At 68.4% G+C, this 24,495-nt stretch carries 14 protein-coding genes, 2 pseudogenes and 1 riboswitch; of the genes and pseudogenes, 6 read left to right on the forward strand and 10 right to left on the reverse strand.

The features are described 5' to 3' along the window. Positions 1 to 98: 98 nt before the first annotated feature. Positions 99 to 200: riboswitch (glycine riboswitch) on the forward strand. A 158-nt stretch (positions 201 to 358) separates the two neighbouring features. From gcvT to MKK64_RS16700, 6 genes are all read left to right on the forward strand, one after another. Continuing rightward, complete coding sequence (gene gcvT / locus MKK64_RS16675) at positions 359 to 1,528, forward strand: glycine cleavage system aminomethyltransferase GcvT (RefSeq protein ID WP_243935992.1); 1,170 nt, start codon at positions 359 to 361, stop codon at positions 1,526 to 1,528. Between the two features lie 23 nt (positions 1,529 to 1,551). After that, a complete protein-coding gene (gcvH, locus tag MKK64_RS16680) occupies positions 1,552 to 1,914 on the forward strand; it encodes a glycine cleavage system protein GcvH (protein WP_147725808.1) in 363 nt (120 codons plus the stop codon). Between the two features lie 72 nt (positions 1,915 to 1,986). Continuing rightward, positions 1,987 to 4,842 carry an aminomethyl-transferring glycine dehydrogenase gene (gene gcvP / locus MKK64_RS16685; RefSeq protein ID WP_243935994.1) on the forward strand — a complete coding sequence of 952 codons (2,856 nt, stop codon included), beginning with the start codon at positions 1,987 to 1,989 and terminating at the stop codon, positions 4,840 to 4,842. Positions 4,843 to 5,045: 203 nt separating this feature from the next. After that, entirely contained in the window at positions 5,046 to 5,891 is an 846-nt protein-coding gene (locus MKK64_RS16690; RefSeq protein WP_243935996.1) for a transglutaminase-like domain-containing protein, read from the forward strand. A gap of 1,335 nt (positions 5,892 to 7,226) precedes the next feature. Beyond that, positions 7,227 to 7,598 carry a hypothetical protein gene (locus MKK64_RS16695; RefSeq protein ID WP_243935998.1) on the forward strand — a complete coding sequence of 124 codons (372 nt, stop codon included), beginning with the start codon at positions 7,227 to 7,229 and terminating at the stop codon, positions 7,596 to 7,598. Between the two features lie 60 nt (positions 7,599 to 7,658). Then, positions 7,659 to 8,138, forward strand: a complete 480-nt coding sequence (locus MKK64_RS16700; protein WP_243936000.1) for a cache domain-containing protein — start codon at positions 7,659 to 7,661, stop codon at positions 8,136 to 8,138. Positions 8,139 to 8,751: 613 nt separating this feature from the next. Here the strand turns inward: MKK64_RS16700 and MKK64_RS16705 are convergent. From MKK64_RS16705 to MKK64_RS28275, 10 genes and pseudogenes are all read right to left on the reverse strand, one after another. After that, a complete protein-coding gene (locus MKK64_RS16705; protein ID WP_243936001.1) occupies positions 8,752 to 9,021 on the reverse strand; it encodes a DUF6894 family protein in 270 nt (89 codons plus the stop codon). Between the two features lie 523 nt (positions 9,022 to 9,544). Beyond that, a pseudogene (locus MKK64_RS16710) lies at positions 9,545 to 10,903 on the reverse strand (HlyD family type I secretion periplasmic adaptor subunit). Then, a complete protein-coding gene (locus tag MKK64_RS16715; RefSeq protein WP_243936003.1) occupies positions 10,903 to 12,654 on the reverse strand; it encodes a type I secretion system permease/ATPase in 1,752 nt (583 codons plus the stop codon). Before MKK64_RS16715 ends, MKK64_RS16710 begins: the two are co-directional and overlap by 1 nt. Positions 12,655 to 12,989: 335 nt before the next feature. Next, the gene (locus MKK64_RS16720; RefSeq protein WP_243936005.1) at positions 12,990 to 14,873 is read right to left on the reverse strand and encodes a hypothetical protein; all 1,884 of its coding nucleotides are present in this window, start codon (positions 14,871 to 14,873) and stop codon (positions 12,990 to 12,992) included. A gap of 652 nt (positions 14,874 to 15,525) precedes the next feature. After that, complete coding sequence (locus tag MKK64_RS16725) at positions 15,526 to 15,825, reverse strand: hypothetical protein (RefSeq protein ID WP_243936006.1); 300 nt, start codon at positions 15,823 to 15,825, stop codon at positions 15,526 to 15,528. Then, complete coding sequence (locus MKK64_RS16730) at positions 15,822 to 18,284, reverse strand: tetratricopeptide repeat protein (protein WP_243936008.1); 2,463 nt, start codon at positions 18,282 to 18,284, stop codon at positions 15,822 to 15,824. The genes MKK64_RS16725 and MKK64_RS16730 overlap by 4 nt, the downstream gene beginning before the upstream one ends. Before the next feature lie 68 nt (positions 18,285 to 18,352). Further along, positions 18,353 to 19,676, reverse strand: a pseudogene (locus tag MKK64_RS16735) (nucleotide sugar dehydrogenase). Next, on the reverse strand, positions 19,669 to 21,033 hold the full coding sequence (locus MKK64_RS16740) for a UDP-glucose dehydrogenase family protein (RefSeq protein WP_243936010.1): 1,365 nt from the start codon (positions 21,031 to 21,033) through the stop codon (positions 19,669 to 19,671). Before MKK64_RS16740 ends, MKK64_RS16735 begins: the two are co-directional and overlap by 8 nt. After that, a complete protein-coding gene (locus MKK64_RS16745; protein WP_243936011.1) occupies positions 21,030 to 22,589 on the reverse strand; it encodes a glycosyltransferase in 1,560 nt (519 codons plus the stop codon). Before MKK64_RS16745 ends, MKK64_RS16740 begins: the two co-directional genes overlap by 4 nt. 1,019 nt (positions 22,590 to 23,608) lie before the next feature. Then, positions 23,609 to 24,460, reverse strand: coding sequence for an asparagine synthase-related protein (locus tag MKK64_RS28275; protein WP_409567963.1), 852 nt, complete (start codon positions 24,458 to 24,460; stop codon positions 23,609 to 23,611). Positions 24,461 to 24,495: the final 35 nt, after the last annotated feature.

A 24,495-nucleotide genomic window follows, 5' to 3' on the forward strand; every position in this document is an offset into this window, starting at 1 on the left:
CACCCCTTCCGGCAGCGGAAAGCGTGACAGTCAGGGGCAGGTTGTCCGGCCGGCGCTTGCTGGCCGCATCGCAGCATGCCAGTCTGGCCGCGTCCGCATAAAGCGATACGGGAGAGCCCAGATCGGTCCGACGACCGATCATGGCGCCGACGGAGCAACCACCCCCGGAAACTCTCAGGCACAATCACCGTATCGTTGGACGATCTGGAGAGAGGCGCCACCTGGCGCCCACCGAAGGAGAAACCTCGGAGACCGCCGACGCGGCGTCCGGGGGAAGCTCTCAGGTAACCGCGACAGATGGGGGCATCCGAGGAACGCATCCGCGTTCTTCGGCGGCTCGTCGTCGTGGAAACACCAGATGCATGCGGACCCCCTCGCGACCGTCGACACCCCCCGCGCTTCCGGCCTGCTGCGCACCCCGCTGCACGCCCTGCATCTGCGCCGCGGCGCGCGGATGGTGTCGTTCTCCGGCTACGACATGCCGTTGCACTATCCCGCCGGGCTGCTGAAGGAGCACCTTCACACCCGCGCGAACGCCGGCCTGTTCGACGTGTCCCACATGGGCCAGATCGCGCTCGCGGCGGACGACCCGGCCGAGGCCGCCCGCGCCCTCGAGGCCCTGATCCCGGCCGACATCGTCGGGCTGAAGCCCGGCCGGCAGCGCTACGGCCTGCTGACCGACGCCGCCGGCGGCATCCGCGACGACCTGATGGTGGCCAATCTCGGCGACCGGCTGGTGCTGGTGGTCAACGCCGCCAACAAGGCGGCCGACCTCGCCCATCTCCGGGCCTACCTTCCCGCCGCGGTTACGGCGACGGCGCTCGACCGCGCGCTGATCGCGCTCCAGGGCCCGAAGGCGGAAGCCGCCCTGGCGCGCATCGCCCCGCAGGTCGCGGCGATGCGCTTCATGGATGCGGCGGAGGTTCCGATCCTCGGGCATGCCTGCCTCGTGACCCGCTCCGGCTACACCGGCGAGGACGGCTTCGAGATCTCGCTGCCGGACGTCGCCGCCGAGGCCGTCGCCGAGGCCCTGCTCGCGGACGCGGCGGTGATGCCGATCGGGCTCGGCGCCCGCGATTCGCTTCGGCTCGAAGCCGGCCTGTGCCTGCACGGCGCCGATATCGGCCCCGACACCTCGCCGGTCGAAGCCGGCCTGGCCTGGGCGATCCCGTCCGTGCGCCGCATCGGCGGCGCGCGCGCCGGCGGCTTCCCGGGCGACGCCCGGATCCTCGCCGAGATCGCCGCCGGCCCGTCCCGCCGCCGCGTCGGCCTGCGCCCGGAGGGGCGCAGCCCGGTGCGGGCGGGGGCACCGCTGTTTGCCGAGGAGGCCGGCACCGAGCCCGTCGGCACCGTCACCTCCGGCGGCTTCGGCCCGAGCCTCGGCGCGCCGGCGGCGATGGCGATGCTGCCCGTCGCGCTCGGGACCGACGGCACCCGCGTCTTCGCCGAGGTCCGCGGCCAGCGCCTGCCGGTTCGGGTCGTCCCCCTCCCCTTCGTCCCGGCCGGGTTCAAGCGCGGCCGCATCTGAAACATCCCGTCAGGAGCAAGACCATGCTGCGATTCACCGACGCGCACGAGTGGCTGAGGGCGGAGGGCGAGGTCGTCACCGTCGGCATCACGGCGCATGCCGCCGAGCAACTCGGCGACCTCGTCTTCATCGAGCTGCCGAAGGTCGGCGCCAAGCTGTCGAAGGGCGAGGCGGCGGCCGTCGTCGAATCGGTCAAGGCGGCCTCGGACGTCTACGCCCCGCTCTCGGGCGAGGTCGTCGCGGTCAACGACGCGGCGGCGGGCGACCCGGCCGCCGTCGGCACCGATCCGCAAGGGGCCGGCTGGCTCTACCGCCTGCGCCTCGACGACCCGTCCGAGATGGACGGGCTAATGGACGAGGCCGCCTACGCCGCCCTGCCGAAGTAGCCGCCTCCGATGCTCAGCCGCCGGCGCCGACGCGCCGGCGGCCTTATCGCCCTTCCAAGCCGGGATGCCGCCATGACCGCGCATTACGACCCCTACGACTTCGCCAACCGCCGCCACATCGGCCCGACCCATGCCGAGATCGACGCGATGCTCTCGGTGGTCGCGGCCCCGAGCCTGGAGGCGCTGATCGACGACACCCTGCCCCCCGACATCCGGCAGGCGCGGCCGCTCGCGGACGACCTCGCCTTCGGCCCCGCGCTGACCGAGCGCCGGGCGATCGAGCGGATGCGCGAGATCGCCGACCGCAACCGGGTCCTCGTCTCGCTGATCGGCCAGGGCTACCACGGCACGACGATGCCGCCGGCGATCCAGCGCAACATCTTCGAGAACCCGGCCTGGTACACCGCCTACTCGCCCTACCAGCCGGAGATCAGCCAGGGACGGCTCGAGGCGCTGATCAACTTCCAGACGCTGGTCTGCGACCTCACCGGCCTCGACGTCGCCAACGCCTCGCTGCTGGACGAGGCCACAGCCGCCGCCGAGGCGATGGGCATGGCCCGCCGCGTCGCCAGCTCGAAGGCCGAGGCCTTCTTCGTCGACCGCGACTGCCTGCCCCAGACCATCGCGGTGCTGCGGACGCGCGCCGCGCCGATGGGCTGGCGCATCGTCGTCGGCGATCCCCTCGCCGACCTCGACCCGGAAGCGGTCTTCGGGGCGATCTTCCAGTATCCCGGCGTCTGCGGCGCGATCCACGACGTCTCGGGGCCGATCGCGGCCCTGCACGCGGCCGGCGCCATCGCCGCGGTCGCGGCCGATCCGCTGGCCCTGACGCTGCTGAGGTCGCCCGGCGAGATGGGCGCCGACATCGCGATCGGCTCGATGCAGCGCTACGGCGTGCCGATGGGGTTCGGCGGCCCGCACGCCGCCTACATGGCGACCCGCGACGCGCACAAGCGCGCGCTGCCCGGGCGCCTCGTCGGCGTCTCGGTCGACGCCCACGGACGCCCTGCCTACCGCCTCGCGCTGCAGACCCGCGAGCAGCACATCCGCCGGGAGAAGGCGACCTCGAACATCTGCACCGCGCAGGTGCTGCTCGCGGTCATCGCCTCGATGTACGCGGTGTTCCACGGCCCCGCCGGGCTGAAGGCCATCGCCCAGCGCGTCCACCGCGACGCGGTGCGCCTCGCCCAGGGGCTCGCGGCGTTGGGCTTCACGGTCGAGCCCGAGCACTTCTTCGACACGATCACCGTCCGGGTCGGGGCGTTCCAGGGCGTGATCCTGGCCCAGGCGGTCGCCAACGGGGTGAACCTGCGCAAGGTCGGCGACGACCGGATCGGCATCACGGTGGACGAGCGCACCCGCCCCGACATCCTGCAGGCGGTCTGGCGCGCCTTCGGGGCGACGGATCCGATCTACGACGAGGCCTGGCCCGCGTCCCGGCTGCCGGACGGCCTGGTCCGCACCTCCGCCTACCTCACGCACCCGATCTTCCACATGAACCGGGCCGAGAGCGAGATGACGCGCTACATGCGCCGCCTCGCCGACCGCGACCTGGCGCTCGACCGGGCGATGATCCCGCTCGGCTCCTGCACGATGAAGCTCAACGCCACCGCCGAGATGCTGCCGATCTCCTGGCCGGAATTCTCGGAGATCCATCCGTTCGTGCCGGCCGATCAGGCCGCCGGGTATCACGAGCTCATCGGCGACCTGTCCGGGAAGCTGTGCGCGATCACCGGCTACGACGCGATCTCGATGCAGCCGAATTCCGGCGCGCAGGGCGAGTATGCCGGGCTGCTCGCGATCCGGCGCTACCACCTCTCCCGCGGCGCGGCGCACCGGACGATCTGCCTGATCCCGTCCTCGGCCCACGGCACCAACCCGGCCTCGGCGCAGATGTGCGGGATGAGCGTGGTGGTCGTCGGCGCCGACGCGAACGGCAACATCGACGTCGCGGATTTCCGCGCCAAGGCGGAGCGGCATTCCGACAACCTCGCGGCCTGCATGATCACCTACCCCTCGACCCACGGGGTGTTCGAGGTGCGGGTGCGCGAGCTCTGCGACGTCGTCCACGCCCATGGCGGCCAGGTCTACCTCGACGGCGCCAACCTCAACGCGCTGGTCGGGCTGGCCCGGCCCGGCGACATCGGCGCCGACGTCAGCCACCTCAACCTGCACAAGACCTTCTGCATCCCGCACGGCGGCGGCGGGCCCGGCATGGGGCCGATCGGCGTCAAGGCGCACCTGATCCCGTTCCTGCCCTCCGATCCGCGCTCGGGCGAGGAGGGGGCGGTCTCGGCGGCCCCCTACGGCTCGGCCTCGATCCTGCCGATCTCCTGGAGCTACTGCCTGATGATGGGCGGGCGCGGCCTCGCCCAGGCGACCCGCGTCGCGATCCTCAACGCCAACTACATCGCCGCCCGGCTCGGCCGCGCCTACCCGATCCTCTACGCCGGCGCCAACGGCCGGGTCGCGCACGAGTGCATCGTCGACGTGCGCCCCTTCCAGAAGAGCGCCGGCATCACGGTCGAGGACATCGCCAAGCGCCTGATCGATTGCGGCTTCCACCCGCCGACCATGAGCTGGCCGGTGGCCGGCACGCTGATGATCGAGCCGACCGAATCCGAGACCCAGGCCGAGATCGATCGCTTCTGCGACGCGATGCTGGCGATCCGCGACGAGATCCGCGCCATCGAGGAGGGCCGCGCGGACCGGGCGGACAACCCCCTCAAGCACGCGCCGCACACGGTCCAGGACCTGATCGGCGCCTGGGAGCGGCCCTATTCGCGGGAGGCGGCCTGCTTCCCGTCGGGCGCGCGCGGCATCGACAAGTACTGGCCGCCGGTCAACCGCGTCGACAACGCCTACGGCGACCGCAACCTGATGTGCTCCTGCCCGGCCCCCGACAGCTACGAGGCCGCGGCGGAGTGAACCGACGCCCACTACACCCCTCGGCGACGACGCGTTCCGGCCGCCGGCCGGCACGCACCCGACGTTTCGGGAGCCTCGAATGACGGTTCCGCGCCATTTGCCGACTCTTTGAGCGCCGAATGCTCGTTCCGGCACTTCCGCATGAGGAACATTCACCTCTACCGGTATTTGGAAAGTCTTTCCTCCTCGCGGCGGAGCGCCCCATGAAGATCCGGACCGGCTACACGATCGGCTACGACACGTTCGGCCCGACGGCGCTCACCTACCAGCTCAACGTCCACCCCTCGCGGGCGATCGACCTGCTCACCTCCGACGCGATGCGGGTCGATCCGCCGGTGCCGATGCGGACCTACACCGACGGGTTCGGCAACACCTGCGTGCGGCTGCTGTCGCCGGGCGGGCGCATCACGGTGTCGGCCGACTTCCTGATCGTCGACAGCGGCGAGCTCGACGCCTACGAGCCGACGGCGCAGCAATTCGCGGTGCCGGACCTGTCCGACGACGTGCTCGTGTTCCTGCTGGGCTCGCGCTATTGCGAGACCGACAAGCTCTCCGGCATCGCGTGGTCGCTGTTCGGCAACACGCAAGAGGGCTGGGCCCGGGTGCAGGCGATCGTCACCTGGGTGCACCAGCGCATCCGCTTCGACTACCAGCTCGCCGACGCCACCCGCTCGGCCTTCGACGGCTACAACCAGCAGGTCGGCGTCTGCCGCGACTACGCGCACCTCGCCGTCGCCCTGTGCCGCTGCATGAACATCCCGGCGCGCTACTGCACCGGCTATCTCGGCGACATCGGCGTGCCGGTCGACATCAACCCGATGGACTTCTCCGCCTGGTTCGAGGTCTACCTGAACGGCCCGAACGGCGGCCGCTGGTACACCTTCGACGCCCGCCACGACGCGCGCCGGATCGGCCGCATCGTCATCGCGCGCGGCCGCGACGCCACCGACGTCGCGATCTCCACCAGCTTCGGCACGGCGCTGCTGGCGCAGTTCGACGTCCACACCGACGCGGTGCCCGACGACTTCGTGCTGATGCAGGCCGCCTGAGCGTCCGCCCGCGCCAGGGCATCCCGCCGCAGCGACGGATCGCGGGATGGCCGCGCGGGACTCCCCCCGGTACCCGCCCGCCATGGATCCGACCGCGCTCGCCCTGATGGCCACCGCCCTCACCTATTCCGGCTACCTCGTGCTGCTCGGGTGGCGCTGACGGGCGTGTTCCGTCTCGCCGCGGCGAAGACGGGTTTGGATGCCTGGGCCGGCTCGAGCCCGTGAAGCTGCATCGTCGGGCGCTTCAGGCCGCGTGGGCAGTGGTTCGAGTCCTGGGACGATGCCGGCGACGGGCTTCGCGCAGGCGATCCCTGTCCCAGGCCGCATCGGCCGTGACGATGTCGACCCGAAGGTCGGTGATCAGGCTCTCGGCCTGAGGCGCACCGCCCCTCCGGCCCGCGCCGAGGGTGAAGCACAACCGGGCAGCCTGGGCCGTGCAAGGCGAAATGGATCCGACTGCTCCGCCGGCCGCGCGAACGTCCGAGCGCCGGGTCGGACGCGGCTCGATCGCCGGCCCCCGGCGCCGACCGAAGGCCGGCGGGCGCGCGCGATGGTGGCATCCACGATCGGGTCTTCGAAGCCGGGATCGTCCGACAGCGCCCCGGAGATCCGCCGCCACCCCCCTCTCCGGTTCCGGCAGCCGAACCGACGAAGCACGCCGTTCCGCTCGGAGCCTCCGGCGGATCGCGTCGAGGCCAGCCGCGGCGCTGGATCCAGAGGACGCCCCCGACGAACGTCCGGTCGTCGCACCCGGCCGCGCCCTTCAGGTCCGGCCCCCCGATGATCAGCGGCGCCCGGCGCTTCCACGGCCCGTCGCCGAGAACCAATAAATATAAGTTTTCTAAGTAACTTCTTCAGTAATCGATAACAGACTTGTATATCGCAATAAATCAAGGTATTTCATGAGGCGCATGACTTTTGCTTCAGTAAATAGCCTGGTTTTTTCCCTCATCCCGGCTGCGTTGTGAAGTCGTCTCTTAGACTTGCAAGACTGCAAATTTCCGCCATTCTATGTTGTTGATGTCGAAGATAAGGACGTGCTATCAAATATATACTCGAAAGACGATTGCAAGACGACGGCCTTGCAGGGCGTAACTTAACTGTTTATCGGAATTTACGTAAGCCATCCTTCCCCGAAGGCCAAGCAGAATCGGCTGCCTACGAGGCTCTTTGGCCTTGCGGAGCCAGTCAGGCCATGAAAACCAAACGGTTTCCGCCCTGCCTCCCGCCGGTTGACCTGTGTTGCGGCATTCATCCATTGCATCCAGCAAACGCATGATGTAACGAGGCCAAGCGATTCCTAGCATCACACGTGTAGTATACATGGAGTGGCAGATGTCGGATCTGGCAAAAGTCGGATTATATTGCGATGAAGCAAGGAATATTATTGCGCGCGCAGAGGAAACTTTTCTTTGCTTGAACGAGGGCGGCGCTTGCTTGGGACATAAATTGATGGCCGCCCAGAATTTCGCGGCGCTGAAGCGGCTCGGTCAGATCATCGATCGGCATGATTGTCTTATAAGCTCGAGATCGCCTATCAACGCTGTTGAGATTCCCGTTGTCATCAAGCGGCGCTGGTGGGCAATCGTGCTGAGGCGCAACAAAGGCAATGATCGCACCTTCGAGACGCCGACCTCGGCCGCTTTCATCCCGTCCGAAGTCGAAACGCATGGGAATTCGTCGACGATGACGGGTTCCGACAAATAGGTCCTGGTCTCCGGTCCCGGCCTGTCGCAGGACCGTTGTGCTCGTCATCGAGGCGCCGGCATGTTCAAGCCCCTGCTGATCTGGCCGGCGGTGCTGGCCTTAAGCGCGAGGATCCTTGTCGCCGAGATGATCAATCCTCCATCGTCGAGCCAGGCGGTGGACATCGAGGCGCTCGTTGATGAGGCGGCCCGGATTCTGGAAACGCACGGTGCGGAAGCATTCGGAGATTTTCGAAAGAAGAATACGTTCTGGCGTCATTGGGACGTATACCTGTTCGTCGTCGACATGCAGGGCACCGTCCTGTTCAACGCCGCTCATCCGGATCGCGAGGGACGGGATCTGTTCAACGAGCGCGATGCCGACGGGAACCGATTTCACAAAGACTTCATCGATGTCGTCAATAGGTTCGGCGCCGGCTGGGTCGACTACATGTTTCCCAAGCCCGGTTCATCGATACCGTCCGTCAAGTGGAGCTATGTCTGCGGAACGCGCGTCGGAGGCGTGGCTGCGCTCGTGGGCGCCGGCGTCTATGTCGATTGACCGCGTTGCAGCGACGCCCGTGGCGGACGGCTCGGGCGCCTTCGCAAGGCGCGATGGGAGAGCTTCTCGGCCTGGACGCAGGTCTTCAGCCCCGCCCAGACCGTCACGCTTCGGATCGCAAGGCGGGCTGCGGTGCACGGTGTCCGTTCCGTTCGCCTCCCCCCGCGGCGCGGGATGCCGCTGCGATCGATCGCTTTTGGTCGAGCCGTCGGCCGATCGCTGACGGGCGACACGGACGCGACCGCGCTCGCCGTTTTGACTTCCGCCTTGGTTCTCCGGCTTCGTCGTGCGGCTCGGGTCGGTTTGACCAGCAGGCCGGTCGTGATGCGTCCGTGTCGTACGGAATGGCGGACGACGGATCGTCAAGCGTCGCAATCCCTTGTCCTTCGGCGAGGCGTGTTGCAGGCCCCCGCAACATCGAGAGCTTGATCCCAGGCCATAAAGAATACGCCAAATCATTAACTAGGCTAAAATGGTGGTGAGCGCGTTGGGGTTCGAACCCAAGACCTACGGATCAAACGCTTGCAAAAAGCCGTGCTGCCGATGCCGCAAAATTGTTTTGACGAGCGCGTATGGTCTATATGTGAGGCGCTCTGGGTTGATGCCTTTCAATTTAATGATCGATAATAGGCATGCGATACAGCTCATTTCCCTCAAAATTTTTGATTACGAGTTCCCATAAGCTGTCCACATCCACCAGCTCTCCGCCACTGCGTAGTTCCTCGATCGCAATGCCGGCCTGCTCGATGGCTTCCGCGAGGTCTGCCGCATCGACGCCCTGTGCATCGGATATCGTGTTCGGGCCATCGGTGAGATCAAAGTAAAAATGCATGAGAGAGGCGCTTCGTTGAAGTTTGGAGTCGGAAAGGCGCTCATCGCTCACGTCATCCGGCGTGCCACGCGGTCTTCCGAGCATCTGCGACTCCCTAGGCAGCAGTGAATTCTATTGAATAATATCTTTGAATGTCTTATCACTATAGCTAGGCACTATTATGATACGAGGATTCCAATTATTATTGATTTTGACAATTAGCCTATTATATAAATCATGTAATTTTCTTATTTATATATTGATACATATAGTTCAATCGCCTCAATTATTTTCGCGATGTGGCGTCGTCGATTTAGCGGCGTGATTGATAAATGGCAAGCTTCGAGGAGTGCCCGGCCGCTGCAAGACCAATTTAACGCTTGTTCGCATGTCAGAAATACCATGCCACAGTCAAGATTTTGTTAAATTACTGTAAGATAGCGAGAATAGATGGCGGTGATAACTATGGAGCGATGACGCGCGTTTGCTCTACATCAATCAATGTTTGCTAAGACGATCATCGGCTCGCGTGAGCGCAAGGTCCGGCATGATCCCGGGTATGGCGCCAGCCCGACTCCGATGGTGTGAAGCCGTTTCACCGTTCCTTCCAGGCTTTTGCGATTTGGTCGGAGAGGGGCTTGACGAGGTAGCTCATCACCGAGCGGTCTCCGAGTTGCATGAAGCTCTCCACGGGCATGCCGGGCACAAGGCGGGCGGCGCCGAGGCGCTGCTTTTGGTCCTCAGGCACGCGGATGCGGGCCACATAGTAGCTCAGGCCGGTCTTGGGGTCGGATGTCACGTCCGCCGAGACGAGACTGACAACCCCGTCGATCTCTGGGGTGACCCGTTGGTTGAAGGCGGGAAAGCGTAAGGTCGCCGGCTGGTCGAGCCGCACGTTGTCGATGTCCTGGGGGGCGATCTTGACCTCGACTGCGAGTTGGTCGGCCTCCGGCACGATCAGCATGGCGGGCTCGGCGGGGGTGACCAGCCCGCCCACCGTGTGCACGGTCATCTGGTGGATGATGCCGGCCTGCGGGCTGCGCATCTCGACACGCTTCAACTGGTCCTCTGCCGCCACGCGCTTCTCGCGGTACTCCGACCACCGGCCCCGGATCTCGGCGAGATCCTTGCCCGTCTCGGTTCGCATGTCGCCGTCGATTTGCAGGATTTGCAATTCGGTCTCGGCGATTTTGCCGCGCGCCGAGGCGATGGCGGCGATGAGCTGGCCGCGCTCGCCGTCGAGACGGGCGGCGTCGCGCTCCAGGGCGTTGACGCGGGCCAGCGGCACTAGGTTCTTCGCGTAGAGTCCACGCACGCCATCGAGCTCGCCCGTGATGAAGCCGACCTCGCGCACCTTGGCAGCGACCTGCTCGGTAAGCCCCTTGATCTCCTCGCGCACCTGCAGGACGCGCTCTCGCAGCTGCGCCTTCTGGCCCACGCGTCCCATCACGCGCTAGGCGAACAGCCGGGTCTCGCCCTCGATGAGGTGGGCCACGGCCGGGTCGCTTTCCTTCTGCGCTAGGAGGTCGGGCGGGAAGGCGACGACCGCTGCCCCGTCGCGTTCGGCCTCGTTGCGGGCGCGGCGCGCGGCCAACTCGTCCATGGCCTTCAGGACGATATCGAGGTTGGCCCGCACCTGGGTCTCGTCGAGGCGGATGAGCACGTCGCCCGCCTGCACGCGGGCGCCTTCGCGCACGAGGAGCTGGCCGACCACCCCGCCGGTGGGGTGCTGCACCTTCTTGACGTCTGATTCCACCACGAGCTGGCCCGGCGCGATAACCGCGCCGGAGATCTGGGTGAAGGTGGCCCAGCCGCCCACCCCCACGACCAGGAAGGCGCAGAAGGCCGCGCTGAGCGCGAGATGGCAGCGGATCGAGCCCTGCGCGCGCGGGCCGGTGCGGGCGGGCGTGACTTGGTGAGAATCGAGGGTGCGAGGAGTGAAGGCGGCGGCCATCAGGCGCTCTCCTGCAGGGGGCCGGGCGCGGCGCGGCTTCCGATGGGGCGGGGCTCGACAGGAACCGAGGCCGGGCGCAGCACGCGCTTCAGGACCTCGTCCTTCGGTCCGAAGGCCTGGGCCCGGCCCTCGCTCATCATCAGGATGAGGTCGACGGCCGCCAGCGCGCTGGGCCGGTGCGCGATGACCACGCAGATGCTGCCCCGCCGGCGCACGCCGAGGATCGCCTGGGTCAGGGCGTTCTCGCCCTCGGCGTCTAGGTTGGCGTTGGGCTCATCGAGGATGACGAGGAAGGGTTCGCCGTAGAGGGCGCGAGCGAGGCCCACGCGCTGGCGCTGGCCGGCGGACAGGCCCGCCCCGCCCTCGCCGATGCGGGTGTCGTAGCCCTCCGGCAGGCGCAAGACGAGCTCGTGCACGCCGGCCGCCTGCGCGGCCGCGATCACGGCCTCCGCGCGCGCTTCCGGATCGAAACGCGCGATGTTCTCCGCCACGGTGCCGGCGAAGAGCTCGACCTCTTGGGGCAAGAAGCCAAGATGCGGCCCGAGATCGTCGGCCGACCACTGGTCGAGGGCCGCCCCGTCGAGGCGGACCTTGCCGCGGATGGCCGGCCAGACGCCGACCAGCGCCCGCACCAGGCTCGACTTGCCCGACGCCGAGGGGCCGATGATGCCGAGGCCCTGCCCCGCCCGGAGGCTGAAGCCGACATCCTGCACCGCGAGGCGGGGCGTGCCGGGGGGCGCGACGCTCAGGCCCTCGACCTGGAGGGAGAGGCGTGGCGCAGGGAGCAGGTGTTTTTGGGCGCCTGCCGGCATGCGGGCGAAAAGCTCGGATAGGCGGCCCCAGCTCTGCTGAGCCTGGACGAAGCCCTTCCAGTTGGCGATGGCGAGCTCGGCCGGGGCCAGCGCGCGCGCCACCAGAATGGAACTCGCGATGATGATGCCGGCACTTGCCTGTCCGTTGATGACTAGGTAGGCGCCGAGTGCCAGCACGCCCGATTGCAGGGCCATGCGGAAGGCCTTCGAGGTTGCGCCGAAGCCCCCTGCGATGTCGGAGGCGCGCTGCTGAGCCTGCATGTAATCGCCGTTGGCCCCCGCCCAGCGGATGGAAAAGCGCCTCTGCATGCCAAGTGCCGCCAGCACCTCGGCGTTGCGGCGCCCGGCCTCGGCGAGACCGTTGCGGTGTAGGCCGTGGCCGGTGGCCGTCTGGGCGGGCTGACGCGTGGCCCGATCCGTGAGCAGGCCGAGCGTCGCAAGCACGGCCGCGCCGGCGAGCGCCGCGACCCCGATGAGCGGATGGAACAGGAAGCAGATCAAAAGGTAGACCGGCATCCAGGGCAGATCGAAGAACGCAGAGGGACCCGAGCTGCCGAGGAAGCTACGCAAAGCGTCGAGATCGCGCAGGGGCAGGAGGCCGTCGCCGGAGGCCGCGCCCTTGAGGGGGGCGCGCACCATGATGTCGAAGACGCGCCCGCTCAAGGATTCGTCCAGCGCCTCGCCGACGCGGGCGAGCACCCGCGCGCGCAAGGTCTCGAGCACCCCTTGAAAGCCGTAGAGTACCAGCGCCAGCACGAAGAGGCCAACCAGGGTGGGAACGGAGTGGCTGGGGATGACCCGGTCGTAGACCTCGAGCATGAAGAACGAGCCCGTCAGATAGAGCACGTTCACCAGGCCGCTCATCGCCGCCACCCCGATGAACGCCGTGCGGCACTGCGCAAGCGCCGAGATCAACTCGGCCGGATCCCGGGCTCTCATGGCGTTGCCCTTTCTGCTCTATGGCCCCGCGCTCGACAGCGTCGAGTCCGGCGGCTCAGGGCAGCAAGTCTAGAGTGAGGGACTTCTGTCATCGAAACAATCGGCCGTTTGGCCATCTTCGTTATCAATCGGTCATATCTTTGATCGATCGACCACTTCTTTGACCAATTGGCTAAGTCCGATGTTATTGGAGGGTGTTTGATGCGCGACCGGGAGGGGGGGGCGCGCGCCCCGGCCGCGCGTCGTCTCGCCCGCCCGGCATCGATGACGATGCCGGGCTGCCCCGTGGCGGCCTCCCCCTTCACGGGGCTTCCGAAAAGGTCGTTGGGCCGGCCTCAGGCGAAATGCGCCCAGTCGGCGGTCACCGCATGGAGATGGACACCCTCGAGCAAGATGGTCTCGCCCGGCAGTTGGAGCGTCGTGCCCGCACTACTTTCCGTCAGGGTCGCCTCCGCCGCGTGGTAGCCGTGGAAGTCCAGGGTGTCGGTCCCGAGGACGAAGTCGTGGATGACGTCCTGGCCGCCCGCGTCTTTGGTGAAGCCGAAGACGTCCCGGCCCGCACCGCCCGTGAGTTCGTCGTTGCCCGCCCCGCCATCGATGCGATTGTTGCCCGCATTGCCCATCAGGATGTTGTCGAGGGCGTTGCCGGTCGCGAAATTGTCGCTCGATCCGGTGAGGATCAGGTTCTCGACATTGTCGCCGAGCTTGTAGCTCGTGGCGCTTTCGACCGTGTCGTTGCCCTCCCCCGTCAGTTCCACCACGCGGTCGCGCGCGATGTCGACGACATAGGTGTCGTCGCCGGTCCCGCCGGTCATGTCGTCGGCATTGCTGCCGCCGTCGAGGCGGTCGTTGCCCGCGCCGCCGATGAGAACGTCGTGGCTCGCCCCGCCCTCAAGGGCGTCGTCGCCGTCGCCGCCGTCGAGGGTGTCGCTGCCGTTGCCGCCAACGAGGTGGTCGTTGCCCGCGCCGCCGTTGAGCCGATCGTCGCCGGTGCCGCCCGACAAAGTGTCGTTGCCGGCATCCCCGAACAGGGTGTCGCGGCCGTCCCCGCCGATCAGGATGTCATTGCCGGCATGGCCGTGGACCAGGTCGTGCCCCTGCAGGGCGTCGATGTGGTCGTCGCTGGCCGTGCCGTCGAGAACATCAGCGGAGCGCGTGCCGAGATGCGCGGGCGTGGTCTCAACGGGCGCGGACGGTGCGGGCGGCGTGGCCGGCGGCGTCACCACCGGGTCGGGTGCCGTCGGCGCGGATGTTACGGGGGCGGGCAACACCGGAAGCGGCGTCGCGGCGCCGAGATGCCCGACGCCCGCCTGCGCCCGGTCGAGGTCGGGGACGCTCGCCGCGGCGTCGAGGGTGTAGGCGTAGGGTACGTCGTAGGACGCGGTGGAGAGGCCGTTCTCGGCGGTGGCCTCGTGGCTGCCGGGCTTGCTCCAGGTTACGTCGGTCAGGAGGTTTCCGCTGAGGTCCCAGTAGCCGATCTTGGCGCTGTCCAGGCTGACGATCGGGTTGTGGACGTTCTCGAAGACGTTATTCTCGATCAGGCCGACAGCGTCCATCCGTAGATTGATGCCTGATGTTTCGATGTTCTTGTAGTAGTTGTCGTAGATATGTACATCTCCGTCCCGGACACTGGGGGTACGCGAGCCAATATTCTCGAAGAAATTGTGGTCAAAAGTGATGTACCGTCCACCGGTATCAGCGTCCGAGTAACCCACAAGCGACGTCTTGTGATGATCATGCAGGTAATTATTTGAGATCGTAATGTATTCAGCCCCACGCTTGATATCGAGGAGGCCGTCGTAGTAGTCCTTGTTGGCAGTCAAACTGCTGTATAGCTCGTTGTGGTCGATCCAGATGTTCTTTGAGGCGCCCTCGATCCCAATCGCATCCTTCGGGCCGGTCGCGACGTTATGTATCTTCAGGTTCTGGATGATCAGATTCGACGAACCGCCGCTGACGCGGATGCCGATGCCGTCAAAATCAGCGTTGCTGCCGACGCCGATCACCGAGAGGTTGCTCTTGCTCGCGATGCTGATCGCGTCGACGCCGCTGTTGCCCGGCGTGATCTTACCGTCGACATAGATCGTCAGCGGTCCCGTGGCTTTGTCGATCGCCGCCTGAAGCGCCGCGCCGGTCGAGACCGTTACGCTCGGTCCACCGCTGCCGCCAGTCGTGCCGCCGTTCATCGAGGCGAAGCCGTGAGCCAAGTTTTCAGCCATGAATATAGTCCCCTTTCCGCATTTCCATGCGGTGATTCTGTTGTTTGATTGAAGGCTATGTCTGAGATATACTTATAATTCCAGTCGTTATTATTGTCATAGTGATTATCCGCAACGCAGGATCTTTCATTGCTCGATGCAAAAAATCCGGCCTTTGGTTGTCACGCGCTGTTCCGCGGACATGTCTGCTGAGGAAGTCCGATTTTCGGCGAGCGTCAGCCGATGGCTTCGCCACGTGGATTCCGGCGTCGTTCTTCTGCCGTTCCCGGCCCGCGGAATCAGCCGCGCCCTGGCCCGGGCAACGGGGCCGCCATCCTAACGGTCATGAAGATGTCCTCGTTCTGATCGGACCCTCGCCAAAGGACGCGAGGCCGCGAAAGTGGGGCATGCCTGAACACAGGCGAGACGCCGTACCGAATCAGCGCTTGCAGAACCCGCAGGCAGTCACGCCGAGAGAAAAACTCGCAGGTTCTCCGCCGCTCTCGCGCTGACGGCCATGTCATGCAGCAATACGGCTGAGTTGTGAACCCCAAAATCCCATCAGGCGCGCCGAATGCTTGCGCAGATGGCGGCATCCGCGTGCTCAAAATGGCATCATGCCGGATAATTATTCACGGGACCGATTTTTATGTTACTTTGAAGCGACACAATTTCATCGCTGCGGCGACGATGTCTGGTGCTCGAGCGTATCCAGCAGGGACAGGGCGAGCTGCGCGATGAGGCGGCCAGCCTCCGATTTGTGATCCGCGCGGGCACCCTCTTCGGGCGAGATGAAGACCTCCCCGGCGAGGCCGCCCAGCGCAGTGCGGAAACTGAAGCGGTAGCGCCCGCGATGGCCGCGCTTCAGAACCAGGTGCGGCACCGGCTCGCCCGGTCCCTGGAAGCCGCCAGCGGCGGATCCCCGGACGGGTGCGGCCGCCTCTTCCGGGGCGATGGGAGGAGGACTGATCAACGGGCTCGCCTCTCGCCGAGATCGGCCAGAATCTTATGCGCGGCCTGGCTGGTCGGATCGCGGGCGAGGGCCTGCCGGGCAGCGTCGCGGGCCTCGTCGTAGCTCTTCATCAGCCGCAGGCAGCGGCCGAGCTTGATCCAGTGGGCGGCGACGTCCGACTGCACCACGGTGAGGCGGCGCAGGAGATGGGCGGCCTCGTCGAACCGGCCGCTGGTGAGCCGCGCCTTCGAGAGGACGCGTAGGGCCTCGAAGCGCTCGGGATCGATGCGCAGGAGTTGCGTCGCGAGAGCTTCCTGTCGGACGTCGTCGCCCTCGGCCACCGCTTGGCGCAGGGCGGAGGCAACCTGCGCGCCGCCCCGCCGCAGCAGCCGGGTGCAGATCGGGTCCTGGGGATTGTCGGCCAGTACAATGGCGGCCGCGCGGACGGCCCCGTCGATGTCCCCGGCTGCTTCTTGCGCGCGGGCCTGCTTGGCGAGGCGGCGCGACAGGGATTCGGCCGAGGCCAGGGCCTTGGCGTTGGCGGGATCGGCCCGGGCGGCGCGGCGATAGAAACCGAGGGCCGGCTCCGGGCGCCCGGCGAGGTCGGCGGCGCGGGCGGCGCGCACAAGGGTTGCGGCATCGCTGTCGCCGGCACGCTCGACCTGGTCCCAGAGATCGGCCGCCCGCGTCCAGTCCGCGCGCTTCTCTGCCGCGGAGGCCGCCTCGCGCAGGATCTTCACCCCCTCGGGGTCGATGTGCAGGACGAGGTCGTAGGCCTGGGCCGCCGCCCGGAGATCCCCCGCCTGCACCGCCGAACGGGCGGGCTTGAGCCAGTGGGTGGTGAGCTTCGCGAGGGTGCGGGCGACCGTGCGGTCGCCGGGATGGAAGACCAAGTAGGCACGCAGGGCCTCGGCGCCGGTGGCCCAGAATTCCTGGGCCAGCGCGTGCTCGCCCGCCGCCTTCAACTGGCGGCAGATGTCATCGCGATGCGCCTCCGGCACGCCCTGCGGCGCGGCGCAGACCCGGCGCGCCACGCGGGTCAGGCCCTCGACCCGGCCGGCCGCGATCATCCACTGCATGATGGCGAGGGCGGCCTCCGGGTTCGCCTCGGCGAGCGCCTCGGCCACGGCGGCGAGTTCGGCGTAACGACCGAGCAGGCGCAGGGCCTCGGCCTTGACCGCCAGTGCCACGGTGTCAGCGGGCTCGCGCTCCAGCACCTCGTCGGCGAGAGCAAGGCCCGCATCGGCCTGCTTGGCGCGTAGGTGGCATCGGGCGGCCTCGATCAGCGGCCAGGTCGCCTCGCGGCGGCAGCCGGCCATCTCGCGCCACATCACGGCCGCCTCCTCGAAGCGCTTCAGCTTGGTCAGCGCTTTGGCCGCCGTGACCACCGAGGAGGAATTGCGCGGGTTGGCGGCGCGCCCCCGCAGGGCGAAGTCGAGGGCCGTCTCGGGTTCGCCCCGGCGTAGGGCTACCTGAGCGATCACCGAGATGCCGGGCGCGCAGGGCGGGTCGGCGGCGATGGCTGCTCGCGCCACCGCCGCGGCGGCGTCGAGGTCGCCCGCTCGCATCGCGGCCGCCGCGCGCAGGTGCATCGGAGCATCGCCGGGCTCGGCCGGCGCCGGCATGGCGCGGCGCAGGACCGGCATCGGAGATTCGGGCACGAACCCGTGCGTGGTACGCGGCAGGGAGGCAGCGGCGAGCCGGACCTCGTGGAGGAGTTCTTCCTGGAGGATTGCCTCGAAGGCGGGGGCGTAATGGGCCCGGCTGGCGCCGCCCTCGGCCATCGCGGCCTCGACCCCGAAGGCAAGGACGTGCGGGGTCGGGTCGAACACCCGCATGCCGTGGCTGCGGGCGAGTTCGGCCATCCAGGTGCTGATCCGCGCCCGGCTCTCGATCTCCCGGCCCTGTGTGTCGACCAGGTTACAATGGGTCACGAACACGACGGGGCGCGGCAGCCGGGCAACGATCTTGAGGACGTCGCGCTCCAGCGTCTCCCGCGTGGTGGTGGCGACATGCGATTCGGCGAGCACGTGACGCTCGAAGGGCGCCAAGGCGGCGAAGTCCGCGTGCGCCGCGAGGTCGAGAATGCGGCGGTCGCGCTGGTCCTCGCCGAGTTCGGCGTAGAGCACCTTCAGGAGGTTGGGATGGCCCCGGAAGCGCTCGGTGAAGTAATTGAGCTGCAGCACCCACTCGCCAAGCATCACGCTCTTGAGCGAGGAGATCTCCACGAGGTAGACGCACGTCTCTTCGGGCTTGGCGCGGGTGGGCAGCCCGCGCGGGCCGGCGAGGTAAGGCACGATCTCGGGGGGCAGCGCCAGCCCATCGCGAAAATCGAGGAATTGCAGCACCTCGCGCACCGTGTGGAGGTAGCCGTAGACATCCGCGTTGGCGAGGTCGATCAGGCCGGCCTGCGCGGCGTTCCGCATCGGGTTGACGATGCGGCAACTGCCCAGAGCCGTGACGCTCAGCCGCTTGAACATGGCACTCTCCTCCCCAGCCTTCCGCTGGCCCCGTCTCGCATTGCGGCCCCCGAATGGGGTCCGGCCCGTCACATCCGCCACAGGGAGACGCCCTCCGGGATCCGGTTCCGGTCGAGGCAGGCCCGCACGTCGAGGACATCGCCGCCGTGCCCTTTCAGGCAGCGCCGCACGAGGTCCCAGCCCGCCGCCACGAACTGGTGGTGTGAGACGGCGAGGATCACCGCGTCGCAATCCTGCAGGCTCGCAAGCGGCCGCAGGGTGATGCCGTACTCGTGGCGGGTCGCCCCGGCATCGGCCTGCGGATCGTGCACCTGCACCTCGCAGCCGTGCATCTCCAGGGTCCGGATGACGTCCGCCACCTTGGAGTTGCGGATATCGGGGACGTTTTCCTTGAATGTCAGGCCGAGCACCCCGACCCGGCCATGTGTGACGCCGCGGGCGGTGAGCCGCCGGATGCATTCGTGGGCGACTACCTTGGCCATGCCGTCGTTGATGCGCCGGCCCGCCAGGATGACCTCGGGCTGGTAATCGGACATCTGCGCCAGGTGGGTGAGGTAGTAGGGGTCGACGCCGATGCAGTGGCCTCCGACCAGCCCGGGGGCGAAGGGCAGGAAGTTCCACTTGGTCCGGGCGGCGTCAAGCACGTCGGCGGTGTCGATGCCGATGCGGTGACAGATGATCGCGAGCTCGTTCATCAGCGCGATGTTGAGGTCGCGCTGGGTGTTCTCGATGACCTTAGCGGCCTCCGCGACTCGGATCGAGGGCGCGCGATGGATGCCCGCGCAGACCACCGAGCCGTAGACTTCGGCGATCATGTCCAAAGTGGCCGGGTCCTGGCCCGCCACCACCTTGGTCACGGTCTCAAACCGGTGGACGATGTCGCCCGGATTGATCCGCTCCGGGCTGTAGCCGATCGTGAAGTCCCGTCCGCAGACGAGGCCGGACGCGGCCTCGAGCACGGGGACGCAGACCTCCTCGGTGGCGCCCGGATAGACCGTGGATTCGTAGACCACGATGGCGCCGGGCGCGATGGCCGCTCCGACGCAGCGGGAGGCCGCGATCAAGGCCGAGAGGTCCGGCCGGCAGGCGGCGTCGATGGGGGTCGGCACCGCCACGATGAAGAAGTCGGCGCCCCGCAGGGGGGGCGGCCTCCGCCGTGTAGCGGATCGGTGCATCCTCGAGGTCGCGGCGGTCAATGACGTTGCAGCGATCGAGACCCCGGCGCAGCTCCGCGATGCGCAGGGGATCGACGTCGAAGCCGATGGTGGGCGCACCGGAGGCCGCGAATGCGGCGGCCACCGGCAGGCCGACATAGCCGAGGCCAATAACCGCGATACGCCTGCCGTGCCCGGCTCGGACACGGCGCCGCGTTCTGGGAAGGAGATCAAGCACGGACCGCCTCCGGCGCGAGCGAGTCGGTGTAGCTGGCCGAGACCGGAAGCTCGCGGCGCCCGCCGATTCCGGCGTAGCGGAAGCCATGGCGGGTGGCTTCGTCGACCTTGTAGACGTTTCGCAGGTCGATCATGACGGGGGCGGCCATGACGGTGGCGAGGCGGGGGAAGTCGAGGGCGCGGAAGGCGTTCCACTCGGTCACGATCACCACCGCATCGGCACCTTGGGCGCAATCGTAGGCGTCGCCCGCGTAGGTCACGTTGGTGAGCATCGGGCGGGCGGCTTCCATGCCCTCGGGGTCGTAGGCCCGGATCTGCGCACCGCCGTCCTGCAGGCCGGTGATGATGGACAGGGCCGGCGCGTCGCGCATGTCATCGGTGTTGGGCTTGAACGTCAGCCCGAGGATTGCGATCGTCTTGCCCCGCACCGAGCCTCCGCAGGCCAGGATCACCTTGCGGGCCATGGCGCGCTTCCTCTGGTCGTTGACCGAGACCACCGTCTCGACCAGCCGCACCGGGGTGCCCGCATCCTGAGCCGTCTTGACGAGGGCCAGCGTGTCTTTAGGAAAGCACGAGCCGCCGTAGCCCGGGCCCGCGTGCAGGAACTTGGCGCCGATGCGGTTGTCGAGCCCGATCCCGCGGGCGACTTCCTGCACGTTGGCGCCCACCTGCTCGCACAGATCCGCGATCTCGTTGATGAAGGTGATCTTGGTGGCCAGGAACGCGTTGGCGGCGTACTTGGTCAGCTCGGCGGTGCGCCGGTCGGTGTAGAGGATGGGCGCGGCGTTAAGGTAGAGCGGGCGGTAGACCTCGCCCATCACGGCGGCCCCGCGCGCGTCCTCTGCGCCGATGACGATGCGGTCGGGGCGCTTGAAGTCCTCGATGGCTGCTCCCTCGCGCAGGAACTCGGGGTTGGAGACCACCGCCACCTGCGCCTGCGGGTTGGTCTCGCGGATGATGCGCTCCACCTCATCGCCGGTGCCCACCGGCACGGTGGACTTCGTCACCACGACGGTGAAGCCGGTGAGCGCGGCGGCGATCTCGCGGGCGGCGGCGAAGACGTAGGAGAGGTCGGCAAAGCCGTCGCCGCGCCGCGAGGGCGTGCCCACCGCGATGAACACTGCCTCGGCCCCGCGGACCGCCGGGGCGAAGTCGGTGGTGAAGCTGAGCCGCTCCTGGCGCACGTTCTCGGCCACCAGGGCGTCGAGACCCGGCTCATAGATCGGCATGCGCCCAGCGTTCAGCGCCGCGATCTTGGCCGGATCCTTGTCGACGCAGACCACGTCGTGACCGAAATCCGCAAAGCAGGTGCCTGAGACGAGGCCCACATAACCGGACCCGATGACCGCGATTTTCATGATGCCATTCCCATCTTGAGTGGATCGGTTTCGCCGAAGACAGCGAGGGTCTCGCGGATCATCCGCTCGATTCCGAAGCGCTGCTCGATGAAGACAGGCGCGCCCACGCGGGCGCGGTGACGGAGGCCGCGCGAGCGGATCACGGCGGTAAGGGCGGCGGCGAGGTTGGCCGGCGCGTCGTCCTCGACGAGGCGGCCGGTGACGCCGTCGAGCAGCGCCTCGCCCGAGCCGCCGGCCCGGGTGGTGATAACAGGCACGCCGAGGGATTCGGCCTCCAGGAGCACGTTGGGCAGGCCCTCGACCTCCGAGGCCAGGAGAAGCACGTCCATGGCGGCCATCCAGGGTTCCACCGGGCTCTGGCGGCCGGCGAGCGTTATGCGGCTGGAGAGGCCGCGCGCGGCAATGGCCTCCGCGATCTCGGCCCGCATGGCGCCGTCGCCGACGATGACGCCGTGGGTGCGGGGATCGGCTTCCGCCACGCGCGCGACCACGTCGAGCCAAAGATGCGGCCGCTTGGCGGGGGCGAGGCGGAAGACGCCGCCGACGAGCAGGGCGTCGGGCGACAGGTTCAGGCGCTCGCGCACGCCGAGGCGCTCCGCTTCCGGCGCACGCGCCCGCAGGCTCTTTACGTCGACGCCATTGCGCAGGACCCGGATGCGCCCGCGCTCGAAGCCGAGCCATGCCTCGTAATCCTGCGCGCCGGCGGCGGAATTCGCCGTGAACCGCACCTCGGGGCGTTCGGCCAGCGCCCGGTACATGGTGGCGAGATAGGCCCGGTAGCGGCGGCGGTCGTTCTCGCCCGCCACCACGTTGCGCATGGAGCAGACGATGGTAGGCACGCCCGCCAGGAACGCCGCCACCGAGCCCGTGGAGATCACCCCGTCCTGCCAGAGATGGACGCAGGACGGGCGGTGGCGCCTGAAGCAGTCGTAGAACTTGAGGATGTCGCGGGCGAGGTTGGGTGGGAAGGCCGCCATCAGGCGCAGGGCCTCGCGCAGGCATGGGTCCTCGGCCGTCAGCGCGCGCAGCACGTGGGTGTCGTTGACGTGCGCGAGATCCTCGATGACGAGGTGCTCGGTCTCCGCGAGGTTGCGCATCATCGCGCGACCCCGCGCGGGCGTGAGGTCGAGGCCCGCGAGTACGGTGCGGCCGCGGCCCGCGCGAGCCCGCGAGACGCCGGCCGCCGTGAGCGCGACTTGGCGCTCGGCGCCGCCCGCCCCGAGCGAGGACGTGCACAGGATCACTGTATCTGTCGGGGGCAGGATGGTGCGGGCGGGCGGAGCCTCGAAGACCCGCAGGAACAGTGCGCCGGGGAAGACCGGAACGTGCTCCCGCCCCGGGGCGGCCACCGCGAAGGCGGCTCGGCAGCGGGCGGCGGCGCGCTGAAGCTCGGGCTCGACGTTTGAATCCTGGAGCGCGGCGGCCAGATGCGTCCAGGCCTCCGCATAGGCCCCGACCTCCATCAGCGCCTCGGCGAGCACGGGCCGGACGCGGCGCCGCAGGATCGGGTTGCTCTGGGCGCTGCTCTGCCTAGAGACCTGGTTCCTCGGATTCATCGACCGCGTGCCCGAGATCGGGACGACCGGCCTCAAGACCGAGCTCGCCACGACCGAACTCGCGACAGCCGAGCTAGCCACGAGGGGCGCCGCCGCATGAGCGCCCTGGAGAGCCGCCGATCCGCCCCCCGCCGGGCCGCCAATCCGAAGCCCGTGGGACGCACGAAACCCAAGGCGATCATCGGTTCCGGGGTGGATCTCGCTCCCCGCATGCCCGCGCCGGCCGCCCAGGGCCAGCATTCTGCAGCCAAGGCGATCGATGCGGTGGCCCTGCGCGCCATCGCCTTGGAGGGTGCGGGCGACGGCCACCGCGCCCACCTGCTTTGGCTGGAGGTGGCCGCCACCTCGAGCCCCGAGCGCCTGCGCCGCTACCGGGTGTTCCGGCGGCTTGCCAAGGAAATGGCGGCGCGCGGCCGGCACGCGGAGGCCGTCGCTTATCTGGAGCGGCACCTCGCCGTGAGCCCGCGCGATGCCGACGCCATCGACCGCCTTCTCCAGGCGCGGCTCGCCACCGCGACCCCGATCGAAGAGCCGGACCTCTACGCGACCCATGCCCGGCGCTTCGGCGAGAGCGCGACCGCGCTGATCGTGCGGGCCACACGGATCGAGGCGCCGCGCGATCCGGGTGCGGCCCTGGCGACGCTCCAGCGCGTCGCGGTGCTAGCGGGGAGCGCCGATCAGGGACCGCTGCGCCTGCGCCTCGCCCGGGCCTACGAGCAGATCGGCGACGGCGCCCGGGCGCTGGCGCTCCTCGACAGCCTCACAGGACCAGAGGCGCAGGCGCCCCAGGCGGCCAAGGCACGCCTGCGGCTGATGCAGGGGGCGGGATCCAGCAAGGAGCACAGCGTCGGGGTGGCGCGCAGCCTGATCGAAGCCGAGCCGAACGCCGCTGCGTACCGAGCTCTGCTCGGGCGCATCCTGAAGCGCTTCAACGACTGGGCCGGCGCGGCGGCGGCCTACGAAGCCGCCCTGGAGCGCGACCGGGGCGAGGTCTCGCACTGGGAGGGCGCCCTGCGCGCCTACGGCGCCTTGGAGCGCGACGAGCGCATTGCCGAACTCGTCCACCAGGCCCGACAGCTCTTCGCCCACGAAGGCGCCGAGGGCTTCCTCGCGATCGCCCGCGTCGAACTCGCGGCGGGCGACGCGCCGCAGGCGATCCAGGCCGCTCGGCGCGCAATGGCCAGCGTGCCGTAGCTGCGAACACCCTCGCGATGATCGCGCACCAGCCGGTCGACCCAGCTCATGCGGAAGAGGTCGCGGTTGCGGAAGGCGGCGCTCGCCACGGTGTCCTCGAGCAAGTCCCGGAGGCTCGTGCGCAGCCAGAGGTCGAGGGCGTGGCCCACCTCCGGGCGGGGGCTGGCGGCCTGGTCGAGGGCGGCGCGCACGACGCCGCCCGGCCGCGCCGTCCCGTCGGGATCTGTCAGGCGCGCGGCCTGGGGCAGGCCGGCGCACCATTCGGCGAGATCCGCGTCAAGGAAGGGTGCCCGCAGAGCCGGGCCGGACCCGTGCCTGGTGATGTCGAGGGGGGCCAGCATCCGGGAGGCGCCGTGCGTGAGGTCGATGCGGGCGCAGAGGTCCAGGGCGGTTCCCACCTCAGCTCGCTCCAGGGAGGCTCCAAGCCCGTCGACAGGCGAGAGCAGCAGGGACCCGATCAGGGCGGGCCCCGACAGGGCGAGGCGCTGGAGGTCCGAGGAGATGCAGACGCAATCGCCGTAGAGGTCACGCACGAACGGCATGGTGACGTGGAAGCCTTGGCGCGGGCTCGCCTGAATGCGGGTGTCGCGGAAGCGGGCAAGCGCGGTGCCGAAGGCGGCGTAGTGCGGCCGGTCGAGGAGAACCGCCCGCCTTGCCGCCGCGCACTGAGCGCGCACCGCCATCTCTCGCCGGCGCCGGCTCTCCCTCTTCG

The sequence above is a fragment of the Methylobacterium sp. E-025 genome, assembly GCF_022829705.1.
In the GTDB taxonomy this organism is placed as follows: domain Bacteria; phylum Pseudomonadota; class Alphaproteobacteria; order Rhizobiales; family Beijerinckiaceae; genus Methylobacterium.

What these genes read in the sequence shown, in the direction of transcription:
- gcvT (WP_243935992.1), top strand. Translation starts at nt 359, where the DNA reads ATGCATGCGGACCCCCTCGCGACCGTCGACACCCCCCGCGCTTCCGGC.
- gcvH (WP_147725808.1), top strand. Translation starts at nt 1,552, where the DNA reads ATGCTGCGATTCACCGACGCGCACGAGTGGCTGAGGGCGGAGGGCGAG.
- gcvP (WP_243935994.1), top strand. Translation starts at nt 1,987, where the DNA reads ATGACCGCGCATTACGACCCCTACGACTTCGCCAACCGCCGCCACATC.
- MKK64_RS16690 (WP_243935996.1), top strand. Translation starts at nt 5,046, where the DNA reads ATGAAGATCCGGACCGGCTACACGATCGGCTACGACACGTTCGGCCCG.
- MKK64_RS16695 (WP_243935998.1), top strand. Translation starts at nt 7,227, where the DNA reads ATGTCGGATCTGGCAAAAGTCGGATTATATTGCGATGAAGCAAGGAAT.
- MKK64_RS16700 (WP_243936000.1), top strand. Translation starts at nt 7,659, where the DNA reads ATGTTCAAGCCCCTGCTGATCTGGCCGGCGGTGCTGGCCTTAAGCGCG.
- MKK64_RS16715 (WP_243936003.1), bottom strand. Translation starts at nt 12,654, where the DNA reads ATGAGAGCCCGGGATCCGGCCGAGTTGATCTCGGCGCTTGCGCAGTGC.
- MKK64_RS16720 (WP_243936005.1), bottom strand. Translation starts at nt 14,873, where the DNA reads ATGGCTGAAAACTTGGCTCACGGCTTCGCCTCGATGAACGGCGGCACG.
- MKK64_RS16730 (WP_243936008.1), bottom strand. Translation starts at nt 18,284, where the DNA reads ATGTTCAAGCGGCTGAGCGTCACGGCTCTGGGCAGTTGCCGCATCGTC.
- MKK64_RS16740 (WP_243936010.1), bottom strand. Translation starts at nt 21,033, where the DNA reads ATGAAAATCGCGGTCATCGGGTCCGGTTATGTGGGCCTCGTCTCAGGC.
- MKK64_RS16745 (WP_243936011.1), bottom strand. Translation starts at nt 22,589, where the DNA reads ATGAATCCGAGGAACCAGGTCTCTAGGCAGAGCAGCGCCCAGAGCAAC.